The 12879-nt window shown below is 59.4% G+C and carries 6 protein-coding genes; 4 read left to right on the forward strand and 2 right to left on the reverse strand.

Annotated elements, in window-relative coordinates:
- Positions 1 to 21: 21 nt before the first annotated feature.
- Positions 22 to 7152, reverse strand: coding sequence for an SdrD B-like domain-containing protein (locus tag WBG04_RS15215; protein ID WP_424315307.1), 7131 nt, complete (start codon positions 7150 to 7152; stop codon positions 22 to 24).
- Positions 7153 to 7557: 405 nt separating this feature from the next.
- Between WBG04_RS15215 and ilvB the strand changes: the two genes are divergently transcribed.
- From ilvB to WBG04_RS15235, 4 genes are all read left to right on the forward strand, one after another.
- Positions 7558 to 9285, forward strand: a complete 1728-nt coding sequence (gene ilvB, locus WBG04_RS15220) for a biosynthetic-type acetolactate synthase large subunit (RefSeq protein ID WP_424315308.1) — start codon at positions 7558 to 7560, stop codon at positions 9283 to 9285.
- Between the two features lie 97 nt (positions 9286 to 9382).
- Complete coding sequence (ilvN, locus tag WBG04_RS15225; protein ID WP_424315309.1) at positions 9383 to 9919, forward strand: acetolactate synthase small subunit; 537 nt, start codon at positions 9383 to 9385, stop codon at positions 9917 to 9919.
- Positions 9920 to 10278: 359 nt separating this feature from the next.
- Positions 10279 to 11004 (forward strand): PEP-CTERM sorting domain-containing protein, encoded by a 726-nt coding sequence (locus WBG04_RS15230; protein ID WP_424315310.1) that lies wholly within the window; start codon positions 10279 to 10281, stop codon positions 11002 to 11004.
- Positions 11005 to 11172: 168 nt separating this feature from the next.
- Complete coding sequence (locus WBG04_RS15235) at positions 11173 to 11826, forward strand: PEP-CTERM sorting domain-containing protein (RefSeq protein ID WP_424315311.1); 654 nt, start codon at positions 11173 to 11175, stop codon at positions 11824 to 11826.
- Between the two features lie 125 nt (positions 11827 to 11951).
- On the opposite strand, the gene WBG04_RS15240 is transcribed toward WBG04_RS15235, so the two are convergent.
- Positions 11952 to 12879 (reverse strand): serine hydrolase domain-containing protein (locus WBG04_RS15240; protein WP_424315312.1); only part of this gene is annotated, 928 nt, incomplete at its 5' end.

Genomic DNA, 12879 nt, shown 5'->3' on the forward strand with positions numbered 1-12879 from the left:
AAGCAATCCGAAATACTTTCGCTAGGGTGCCCATGGACGTGGATATCCGTAGCTTTCCAGTCCGCTTGCCGAGCGAACGAAGACCGAGCGATTTCCAAGCAGCAGGATCTCACCGTCCCGCGGAGCCGCACCGGCATCACCGATTTTCACCCAACGAAGCAAGGTCGGCGCTGTCGGGGACCCGTCCGCCAGATAGTAGCTGTCGTAGTTCCCGCTCCCCGGCGAGGCATCCCCCCGCCAGACGAAGAAGGAGTCGGCGGTCTTGAAGTCGAGGCTGCCGAAAAAGGATACCGTCTTGGTCATCTCCCGCGTCGCGGTTCCGTTCGCCGACTGATCCATCGGGTAGCCCCCGCTGACCAGGTTCATGCCGACAGCGAGCGGGCGACGAAAGTCGTTCTGACGAATCTCTCCAAACACGAGCAGGGACGAAGGAGCATTCCGACTGTTGTAGAACATGCCCTGACCCGGTGGCACGATCGTGTCGCCCTGATCATCCATCGAGCCGCCCATCTCCACCCACTTGGGTGTCCCTCCATCGTTGCTGAGCCAGTAGATCGTCCAGCCACCCCCCGAGTGGATCTGCACCTGATCGGCATCCAGTTCGCTCGCCGCGGCGCCGAAGGCACTTGGAGGAAAGACCTCGTCGAGAGTCCAGTGACTTCGAATCTCCACTTCCGCCCCTTCGAGAGAACTCGGCAACGCCCCCGCCAGTGTGTTGTAGGGCGGCTCCTTCGCGTTCAAATCAGCATCGTTCGCCAAAGTCACGACCGATCCGCTGGCCGAGACCACATCGAAGCGATGTCCCTCATTCACTCCCGAGGTGACTTCGAGGAAATACGTTCCGCCAGAGCCAAGCAGCGAACCGATGTCGACGCCCCCCGCGCTCAAGGTGAAGTCCAGCGTCTGACCACTGACGCCTCCGCTTTCGACCGTTCCCGTGAAAACCCGGCTCCGCAGGTAGGGGTTGTTGTAGGTTTGGCAGCAAATCCCGAAGTCGGTCGCAGTCCAGCCTTCCACATGGGTGCAGGCGGCATGGTCCACCGAATTGTCGTTCTCTTCATCGAGTGCAATACAAATCCGCACGACCCCCGTGCCGCCTGTTAGGCCCGTCACCGTTTCGATGTCGGCGATGGTGATCGTCTCGGTACAGTCGCCGTTGTCCACCGCGCTGGTGATCATTGATGGCGTGATTTCAACACTCGTCCAGCTCACCGGATTGCCGAGCGTTGCCGCATACTCCAGGGTGTAGACGACATTTTCCGGAGCTCCCTTCGGACGGGTAAAGACGGCGTCAAGGGCTCCGGGAACGGTTTCCGACGGCCTGATCTCCCACGGATCCCCCGCCCCACTTCCGGCATTCATCGCGAAAGCGAACTCCGTCAGGTTGTCGTAGTCGTCGCCATCCGGGTTTCCGTCGGCCTCTTCACCCGGATGCTGGGCTTTCCACTCCGCCCAATTGTCCGGACAGGTGTCGACCTTCTCCACGAAGTTGTTGTTCTCGCTGCTCTGGCCGGGAAGAATCGTGATCGGACTGACGTCGCCAATGATGTTGATGTCACCACCGTCGATATCACTGACGCTTTCATAACCAAAAGGCTGGGTCTGACCGACCTGATAGATACCCGGGACGACCTCATTGAAGACGTAGGATCCATTCGACTGACTCACCGTGGTAATCGGTTGCACGCCAGGGGTCACAGGATCTCCATCGACAGGATCGCCGTTTTCATCAAGCAAGGTCAGCGTCACGCCACCGAGCGGATCGGAACCCACCAGAACGAATCCACTGATCGATCCCAGTTCGATCTCCACAAAGTCGCGACCCGACACTTCCACGCCCGGTGGCACCGTGATCGGCGTCACGTTTCCGATCAGGTCAGGATTTCCGCCGTCGACATCGGACACGCTGCCATATCCCGAAGGCTGGGTCTCGGCCACCTGATAGTTGCCCGGAACCAGCATCGTGAAGGAGTAGTTGCCCGCTGCATCCGTCGTCGTGGTGATGGGCTGGCTTGATCCATCAAGGACCGGGTCACCATTCCCATCAAGCAGGGCCAGCAGCACGCTCTCGAGCGGATCGTCGCCATCTACATCGTCGTCCGTATCACTCCTTACCGTGCCTGAAATGGCACCGAATTGAATTTCCACGAAATCGTTGCCAGTATTCTCAACCCCCGCCGTGACGACGATCGGAGTCTCCGCACCGATGAGGTTGTCATTCGCTCCATCCGTATCACTGACGCTGGCATAGCCTGAAGGCTGATCCTGGCTCACCCGGTAGTCGCCGGGAAGCAGGCCCGTGAACTGGTAGTTGCCACTTCCATCGGTTAGAGTCGTCACCGGATCTCCGGCGAGATCGAGGACCGGGTTCCCCAGCTCATCCAGAAGGCGGATCAAAACCCCGGCCAAATCGTCATCCCCATCGCCGTCGTTGTCCGTATCCACCCGCACGGAACCGCTGACCGATCCCGCAGGAAAATAACCCGCATCCACGGAATCCACGCTTTCACCCGCGGCAAGCGCGATCGGAACGGTCGAGCCATTCGCATCCGGATCACTATCGGTATCCGTGTCCCCCTGACCTTGGGCCGAGCGGGCGTAGCCACTCACGTCGCCAAAGGAAACCACGTAGTCGCCGGGAGCAAGCCCTCCAAATCCATACGCTCCATCCACATCGGTCGTCGTGGTGCCGACCGGATCATCGTCGTCGCCATTGCCCGCGATCCCATCGGGACCGAAACCGGGGCGGAAAAGCTCGACGTCGACGCCTTCAAGACCCAGTTCCCCCGGATCCTGAACGCCATTGGCATTCGCATCAAGCCACACGAAGTCGCCGAGAACCGCCGGTTGGTAGTATCCCGCATCCAGCGTCAGGTCCGAGCCTCCAGCCGCCAGGGTCACCGGGTCGGTCGCACCCGTCAACGCATCCGCATCACTGTCGCTCGCATCATTTCCCTGATTCGCCAGCGTCCGGACAAACCCATCCAGCTCACCAAAGCTGACATAATAGGAACCCGGAGGCAGGTCGGTGAATGAGTACGAGCCATCCAAAGCGGAGTCCACCGTGTCGATGACCGAGTCATCCGACGCGGCATGCAAGGTCACCGTGACTCCCTCCAGACCGGGCTCGCCGCTATCCTGCTGCCCATTCCCGTTGAGATCATTCCAAACCAGATCCCCGATCGTGATCGGCACGGCATAGGCAAAGTCCACATCCGCCCGTTGCTGGGTGCTGCTCAGGGAGAAAGTCGCCGAGTGATCCAGCAGTCCACTCAGGTCGAAGGTCTGCACCACCCCGGCAGGAAGCGTGCTGGTATCGACACGGGCCGTGTAAGTGCCCGGGACCAGATTGCCGATGAGATACGCCCCATTCCCATCCGTGATGTCCGACGGTTCGGTCGCGGGATCAAACAGGCCGTCGCCATTCACATCGAGATAAACACGGACGCCGGGAATCCCCACCTCACCCGGATCCTGCTGCGCATCGCCATCGGCATCATTCCATACGAAATCCCCGAACGACGCCGAAGCGCGATAACCGAAGTCCACATCAACGGCATCCTCGCTGACGGCAAGCGTCCGTGTCGCTTCATGTCCGGAGCCCAAGCCGTCGAGGTCGTAGGTTTGCGTCGCACCCTGGGGAAGCGTGCTGATCTCCACCCGGACCACATAGCTGCCATCGGCCAGATTCTCGAAGCGATAGCTTCCGTCATTCGCCGTGTAGGTGAAACGCTCCACCCCCTGATCAAAGGCGTTGTCCCCATCTTCATCGATGTAAACCAGCACGCCCTCGATTCCCGGTTCACCCGGATCACGAATCCCGTCGCCATCCCGATCATTCCAGACGAGGTCGCCAATCGAGGCATCATTCCGGTAGCCGAAATCCACATCCGTGCGGCTGGAACCCGCAAGCACCACTTCCGCCGTGTCGTCATCCGTCGGCAAGGTCAAATCGTAGGTCTGGACATAACTCGCCGGCAGCGTGGAGGAGTCCACCCGCACCAGATAATCGCCATCGAACAGGTTCCCGATGCTGTAGTTCCCGTTCGAATCCGTGATGGCCGACACCTCGTTGGCATCCCACGCACCGTTGCCATTCGAATCCAGATAAACCCGGACATTGGGAATCCCCACTTCGCCACCGACGGCATCTGTAAGGTCATCCGAGTTGGAAGTGCCGCCACTTCCATTCACATCGATTTCGCCGTTGATCACGGTGAACCCAAAAAAGACGCCATCGTCCGAGTTGCTGATACTTCCACTCCCATTGATGTCCACATAGCCATCAATGATCTCAAATCCGTCGATGAATCCATCGTCCGAGTTGCCGACGCCTCCGCTGCGGTTGATGTCGATCCGAGCGTTGATCACATCGTAGGCCTGCCCCCGGACGCCATCGGCATTGGTGTCTTCCCAGACGAGGTCTCCGATCGAGAGCGCCCCGCGGTAGCCGAAGTCCAGACGATCATCGTGCTGCACCCCGGCAAGGGTCACCGAAGCTTCGTGATCGAGCCCGCCGTTGAAGTCATGCGTCTGCGCCGCGCCACCTGGAAGCGTCGTGAGATCGACCCGCACCTCGTAGGTCCCGTCTTCGAGATTCCCGATGAAGTAGTCCCCGTCTCCTGAGGTGATCGCAAAGATCTCTCCACTATCAAAGCTGTTGTTGCCGTTGGCATCGATGTAAACCCGGACGCCGTTGATTCCCGGTTCGCCGTTATCCTGCTGACCATCGCCATTGTAGTCCGCCCAGACACGATCCCCGAAACTCGAGTCGATCTTGTAGCCAAAATCGACATCCCGGCGCGACTCCGCAGTCAGCAGCGACACCACCGCGACATGAGGGGTCACCGTTCCATCCAGATCATAAGTCGGGCCGTAGCCTGGATCGATCCCGGCCAGATCGGCCGAACGAACCCGGATCGTGTAGCTTCCCGCCACCAAACCACCTAACAGATAGTCCCCGTCACCCGCCGTCGTATCGAAAGGTTCACCGGTGTCGTGGACGCCGTTGTCGTTCAGATCCGCAAACACGAAGACCCCATTGATCCCGGCTTCCCCGCCGTTCTGGATTCCATTTCCATCCAGGTCATCCCAGATCCGGTCACCGATGCTTCCATAAAGCGGGTCGGACCATTCAATTGGGATCACCAAGCCGTAAGGGGAAATTTCAACATCCCCGGTGTTCACGATCGCCGTGCGCGAGGGATCCAGGTCGCCGTAGTCATCGATCGCCGCATCGAATGCGATCTCGATTTCCTGACCGACCTTGAGGCCCGCGCCGATGGCGATCGGGAATCCGGAGTCATCCAGCGGAAAGGCGGTGCCCGAAGCATCATCGGGCACGTTGATCCAGTCGCCCCAGGCACCGCCGACGGTGAAGCGGTAGCGGGTGCTGCCTGCCACATACGTGGTGTCCGCCGGGAGTTGGTCCGTCACCAGGAAGGGCCCCGGGATATCGGTTCGCGCGGTATTCACCACGCTGATCCGGTAATCCAGCACGTCACCCGCACTGACCACGCCATCGCCATCCACATCATCTCCAAGACGCGAGGTCTTGCCGGCGCTTCCTTCTCGCAGCGGTGGCACCAGCGCGGCGACATCGAGACCCGGCTGTCCGCCTGCCGCAAGCGTCGGGTCCTGACCCCACACCGCCGCGATCTTCACCGAGGCATTCAGCGTGTAAATCAGCATCCCGCTCTGGTCGCCATCCGGATCGAGCAGCTTGAGCTGCTCCAGTTCGCGGACATCGAAGTGCACGTCGTAGCGATTCCCGTTCGGGTCGCTCAGCAGACCGGCATTGTCGCCATTGTAGTCGACATACACGCGCTCGACCGAGTTGCCGTTCCCGGCCGTCGTGACCCACACCGGGTTGCCGTTCTCGTCAGGATTGACCGAGGAATACGGGTCCCGACCAATGCCAAGACTGACCAAAGCCTGAGTCGTCAGCGATGGCTCGCCTACCAGCGTGAAGCCACCGTCCCACGCCTGGTTGTCCCCGGCCGCATCATCCGCATCGATGGTGCTGATCGCGTAAAATGCCTCGGGGTTTGGACCCGTGGTGTAAAACCGGTAGGCCCCGAAATGACTCGTGCCATTGCTCTCACTCATCACCACCCGCGCATTCCCGCCTGCCGGCACCGAAACCGTGCCAGTCACGTAGCTGGAGTCACTGTCGCGGTAGTCGTAGCTCACCGTGATGGCTGATGCCCCCGGATTATAGAGGAAGGTCACCGTCCCGCCCGAGGTATCAGTGGTCACCGGCGCGTAGTAGTTCGTGGCCCAGCGGTAGGCCGGCAGCAGCATCGTGTCCCGGCTCGCGTAGTTCGAACCCACCGTTCCGGTGAAAAGCACGACCTGCACCGGCTTGTCCGAAGTCACCCGGGCTCCCGTCAAAACGTCCTCGCGGAAGGCCGTCTCACCCTCCGCCAGAAAAATCGTCTCCTCGTAGCTGCCGTTGTTGTCCTTGTCGATCTGGACACTGGCGCCGCCCGGTCCGGCCGAAACCGAGATGCCCACATAGCTGAAGCAGTCCTCATCAAAGGTCAGGTTTCCGGAAGCCGTCGTGGTCGGCATGTCCTCGCCCACCGGCACCCGGTAGTCGGTCCCCCACAGCCCGTACTCGAAAATCTCCACACACCCGGCCAACAGCGTGTTCGTCCCGGCCGGGAAGGTCGTCTTGGTCAGCGAAATCGGCTTGAACGACGCCACCTTGTCCCGCGCATCGAAATCAAGAACACCCTGCAGGGTGTCGACATCCACGAAGTTCCGCAGATTGAAAACCGTCCCCGCCGGAATCAGGTCGGCCGCATTCCCCGGCGGATAACCATTCGATGGATTCCCATCACCGAAGACCAGAGTCGTCGATTGCGTCGGATTGGTCAGATTGACCTCATAGCCGTCCTCCCAGTGATCATAGTAAATCACGGTGTTGTCGGCGGCGGTGGAGAAGGTCACGAACACCGCCAGCGGATTCCCGGCTGCCGCATTGATCGCAGCAAACGCATCCAGCTGATCGTCCTCCGAGAACGGAATGTAAAAACTCTGCGTCGGCGGTGGGTTTTGTCCGTGGACCGCAGGCACCGCGAAAACGAGCGCCGAGACCGCGAGAGCAGAAAGCAGGGGGCAGCCAAAAAGGCGGCGACAATTCGTCATGGTTTCAAGTAATGGGTGGGGCGATGCCTTCATCTTCAAACCGACCGAAATCCCTCGCCGACACCCACTCACGCGGCACCAGTTTGGGAATTCATCAAGCTTCAACGAAGGAGGGGAACGATGTAACGGAAAGCTTTATTGTTAAGTTTTCCTAAATTTTCAACCCGATTCTAAAAAAAGTTTCTCCCTGCCCGCCATTTTTGCCGCCTTGATTTTTTCAGGCATGACCAAGCGCCCCACCCGCTACCAGACCGCGCCACCAACCACTCAGACCCAACTCTTGGAGAAATCGTTAACTTTGATGACTCGAAATCACCAAAAAAGGCAAACTTGAACAAAAACACCCTATTTTCAGATTGCTATTCAGCCAAAAGAGCCCAACTTCGCCGCCCAACCCCAATCTTCATGAGCAAGGAACAACTCGACGGCGCTCAAGCGCTCATCAAAACGCTCGACGACCTCGGCATCGAATACATCTTCGGTTACTCCGGTGGCGCCGCCATCCCGATCTTCGACGCTCTGGAAACGGTCAAGACGAAGATGAAGTTCATTCTCGTCCGCCACGAACAGGGAGCGGTCCACATGGCCGATGGTTACGCCCGCGCCACCGGCAAGCCGGCCGCCGTGCTCGTCACCTCCGGTCCGGGTGCTGGCAATACGGTCACCGGCCTGATGACCGCGATGATGGACTCCGTGCCGATGATCGTGCTCTGCGGTCAGCAAGTGACCTGGATGCTCGGCAAGGACGCCTTCCAGGAAGCCGACATCTTCGGCATCACCATCCCGGTGGTGAAGCACAACTACCTCGTCAAGGACACCAACATCCTGCCGCGCGTTGCCCGCGAGGCTTATCACATCGCCACCACCGGCCGCCCCGGTCCGGTGCTGATCGACGTGCCGAAAGACATTTCCCAAGGCCCCTTCACCGGCGATCTCGACCCGACCTTCGACCTCCCGGGCTACGATCCGTCGGTCGCTTTCGACATCGACGCCGACCTCATCACCGAAGCCGCCCAGATGATCAGCATGGCCAAGCGCCCGGTGATTCTCGCCGGCCAAGGCGCCATGATCTCGCGTGCTGCGGAAGAGCTGATCAAGTTCGCCGAACGCCTCAACTGCCCGGTGACCTCCACGCTTCTCGGCAAAGGCGTCTTCCCGGAAACCCATCCGCTTTCCCTCGGCATGCTCGGCATGCACGGCACCGCCTACGCCAACAAGGCGATGGTCGAATGCGACCTGCTGATCAATATCGGCTCGCGCTTCGACGACCGCATCATCGGCCAGGCCGACAAGTTCTGCGCCAGCGCCAAAATCATCCACATCGACATCGACGGGGCCGAAATGGACAAGATGATCCGCCCGGACATTCAGATCATCGCCGACGCCAAAGCGGCACTGATCGAACTCAACAAGCATGCCGAGGCCCTGCCGACTTCCGAGTGGCTCGCCAAGCTCGACGGCTACAAAAAGAAATACCCGCTCAGCTACAAGAAGCAGGGTGGCCTGCGCATGCAGCAGGTCATCGACGAGCTTTACCAGCTCACTGAAGGCAAGGCGATTGTCTCCACCGACGTCGGCCAGCACCAGATGTGGGCCGCCCAGTTCTTCAAGAACGACCGCCCCTACGAATGGCTCTCCTCCGGCGGTGCCGGCACCATGGGCTTCGGCTTCCCGGCCGCCATCGGCGCGCAGCTCGCCTGCCCGGACAAGACCGTCATCTCGATCTCCGGCGACGGCGGTTTCCAGATGACCCTCTTCGAACTCGCGACCGCCGCCATTCACAAGCTGCCGATCAAGATCGTGGTGCTCAACAACCACTACCTCGGCATGGTCCGCCAATGGCAGGAGCTGTTCTTCGAAAACCGCGAATCCGGCGTCGATCTCGAAGGCAACCCGGACTTCTGCAAGCTCGCCGCCGCCTACGGCATCCCTAGTGTCAACATCAAGCGCCCCGCTGATGTCACCCGCATGCTGCAGAAAGCCCTCGACTACAACGACGGCCCGATCCTGATCCATGCGGAGTGCGTCAAGACCGACAACGTCTTCCCGATGATCCCCGCCGGCGCCGCCCTCGAGGACATGCTCACCGAGCCACCCAAGCACAAGATGGCCAAACCCACCGGTTCCACCTGAGGGAGCAAGGGCGTTCCCGCCCTGCCCATCTTCAACCGGCGCCTCGCGCCGCTGATCCCCACTTGTTACTTTTCACTTCTCACTCGGCACTAACTCCATGCCCACCATCACCACCACCGATACCCCTGTTACGGAAACCCCATCCGGCTCCGGCCACACGCTCTCCGTCCTCGTCAACAACGAGCCCGGCGTGCTGATGCGCATCTGCCAGGTCTTCTCGCGACGCGCCTTCAACATCGACTCCCTCGTCGTCTCCCAGGGCCGCAGCCGCTGCTTCTCGCGCATGACCATCGGCATCACCGGCGACCCTTCCGGCCTCCATCAGATCATCATGCAGGTCGGCAAGCTGATCGACGTGATCCACTGCTTCGAACACACCAGCGACAACGCCGTTTCCAAGGAGCTGATGATGCTCAAATTGAAGTGCTCTCAGGCCGACCGCTCCCAAGCCCTTCAGATCTGCGAGCATTTCAATGGAAAAACCGTCGATCTGACCCCCGTTTCCATGATCGTCATGATCACCGGCGACACCATCAAGGTCGATGCCGCCCTGACCATGTTCTCTCAATTCGAGATCATCGAGACCGTCCGCACCGGAAAAGTCGTCATGGCCCGCGGTGAGCTCGCGACCTAGGAGGATCGACGCCCCCGTTGCTCAAAGAGTCGACGGGTCCGCATCAATCCGCTTGCCCAGCCCGAAAAAAGCCCTCGGGAATCCTTATCCGAGAAGGCTTCCCGCCCCAAACACACCCTTCCGCAAGCTCGTTCCGACGACCTTTCGAAAACCTGTGCCAGCTCCCCTAAAAGCTCAACAAGAGCCCTTCCCAAGGCCGCTTTGTTCACCTTCCATCGGCTTTTCTGAGCTTTCTCTAAGATTTGGCCCCTTCCCTGCTTGACCCGATCGTGACAGTTTCGTTCCCTTCGAAGGTTCGAAGAGATCGTCGCCAGCTGGTTGCTTTCCAGCGAAACAACAAACAAACAACACCGACCATCATGAAACTAACTTTCCTAACTAGCTGCTCAGCCGTTTGTTTGGCAGTCACAGCGCACTCTGCGATCGTCATCAACGAGATATTTGCTGACGATGCATTTGGCGATGACGCTGAATTTGTAGAACTCTTCGGTCTCCCAGGTGAAAGCCTCAGCGGGCTAAGCTTTATAGTCGTCGATGGAGACACTGGCGGATCAACCGACAGTTCAAGTTATAGGCGGGTAAATGAACAATACGACTTCACCACTGAGGTAATGCCATCAGATGGCTTCTTTGTAATTGGATTCGGACTCGCACCGGGTGTCGCCGACTTGGTTGAGACCTCCAGCTTCCTCCAGAATGGCAGCCAGACATACGCACTCGTTCCAACCGCCGACATTTCTTACGACTTGGTAGATACGGATGAACTGACCCAAGCCTCCGTCGACGCTATCACGGCAAGTCTCATCGACGCAGTTGGCAACATTGACGCTGCTGACGACGACATTTACTTCGGAGCCACAGATATCAGCGATGGATCAGGTTTCGCGATTGATACAGCATCCAGAATTCCCAACGGAGTCGATACTGACTCCGCTGGAGATTGGTTGACCCAAAGCACCTTCGAGCCGCCCCTTGAATTGGGCGATTCGATAGCCACACCTGGAGCGACGAACGTTCCCGAGCCGTCTGTGATGATCCTTAGCGCACTTGGTATTCTAGGTTTCCTTGGTTGTCGACGGCGCTAAGTGACTACCACCTGAAAGACCTCCAAACGCTCTAGCCAAGGCCATTCAATCACCTTCCACCACATTTTCTAATACTTACCAGTACATAGCCATCGATTGCTTTCCTCCCCTCGAATTCTTCAACAGGCTTGTCTCTAACAGCAGAATAATACTATCCCAATGATCCCCATGAAACGAAAAATCCTCGGTACTGCCTTTGCCACCCTCGCGCTTCTCGGCCACGCCCAGTCAGCCCTCATTATCAGCCAATACGCAGAAGACGGAGATATTAAAGGTGTGGAAATCTGGAACAGCGGTCCATCGACCATTACCTTCGATGCGACCACCAACCTTCTCGAAATAAGCAACTACAATGGTGGTGTCACGTCACCCACGTTTACCTTCTCGAAAAGTTCTGGTTCTATCACTACTGGCCAAGTGCTCGTGTTTGCAGACGGCTCCATGAACTCCATTTGGGCAGACAGTGGAATCACCTTCGAGGAAGCCAATTTCAGTTTCAACGGCGATGACGCTCTTACCCTTAGCCTTGGCGGGGTGGTGATCGATATGTTCGGCTTGGTTGGCAACGATCCTGGAAGCAGTTGGACAGGCGGAGGCGTCGACACCCGCGACCAGAACATCCAACTCAAGGCGGGCATCACCACTGGCGACGCTGACGGCTGGACCGATCCAAGCGAGCGCTTTGAGTTCGTGGCGCAGGATCCTCTCGACAGCGGAACAGGCCCGGATCTTGAAGGCTTTGGTGTCGCCCCGGTCCCCGAGCCCTCCGTCGCCCTTCTCGGTGGCCTTGGAATCCTCGGCATGCTTCGCCGCCGCCGTTGAATTGATTCTCCCCCTAATGCCCCCCATTAGGTAACCCCCCGTCTCCCCTCTTCTCCCCTCACAGATGATGACCCCGCTCGGCCACTGGGCCGATCGGGGTCATTACTTTTCGGCCTTCAGCGGTTTTAAACCACCGCCATCAGCGGCAGGTCCTTCCAGCTTCCGGAAAACCCGAGTCGCACGAGGACCTTGCCCTCCTGCGGCCAAATGAACACCCGCTGACCCGCGGAGCCGATCAGCGCCACCATCGAACTCGGCTGACGATTCGAAAGACAAGCCGCCTTCCAAAACGACGCAGGTCGCGGGGAATCCAGCACATCCTCCAGTTCCACCGGTCGACCCCGTCCCGCATTCCGATTCCGCCATAGCCCACCGCCAAAGATCGGATTGGCCGATGAGGTTCTCGTCACCATCCGGAAATCCCCGGCCCGAATGCCCGCCGCATCCCGGCCGGACAGCAGCTCCACCAGCGTTCTTCCGAGCCGACCCAGATCCGTCACGCTCAGCTCCGCCCCGGTGGAGAGAAAAAACCGCCCCTTCCCATCGGACCGCCAGTCCCGGCTTTGCAGCCCAATCGGACGCATCACTCCCCGCTGCAAAAATCTCTCCAGCGTCTCGCCACGCGCCACCGACTTGCGCTGCAGCAGCTCCGCCAAAACTTCCCAGCAAGCCGGTCCATAGCGAAACTGTACCCCCGGCGTATCAACCAGTTTCAAGCCAAGCGCCACCTTCCCCTTGTCAGAAATATCCCGCCGATAAAGTGCGCGCGCCCCATCTTCCAGGCCCGCCGTCATCTGCAGCAGCATCGCCACCGTAATCGCCTCCTTGCCACCCTCTCCCTGCCACTCGGAAATCGTCGCCGCCACTTTTTCATCCACCCGCAACCAGCCCTCACCCACCGCCCGCGCACACGCCAAGCCGGCGATGGATTTCGTGATACTCAGAATCCCGCCACTCTCATGCGTCCGCCACGATTCCCTCAAGCTTCCGTTTTCCCAAGCCCCCCACCCCCGGCAGCCGTCGCGACGCATCACCTGATCCATGGCGCTAAGA

Source organism: Haloferula sp. (assembly GCF_049672945.1).
Taxonomy (GTDB): Bacteria; Verrucomicrobiota; Verrucomicrobiia; order Verrucomicrobiales; family Akkermansiaceae; genus Haloferula.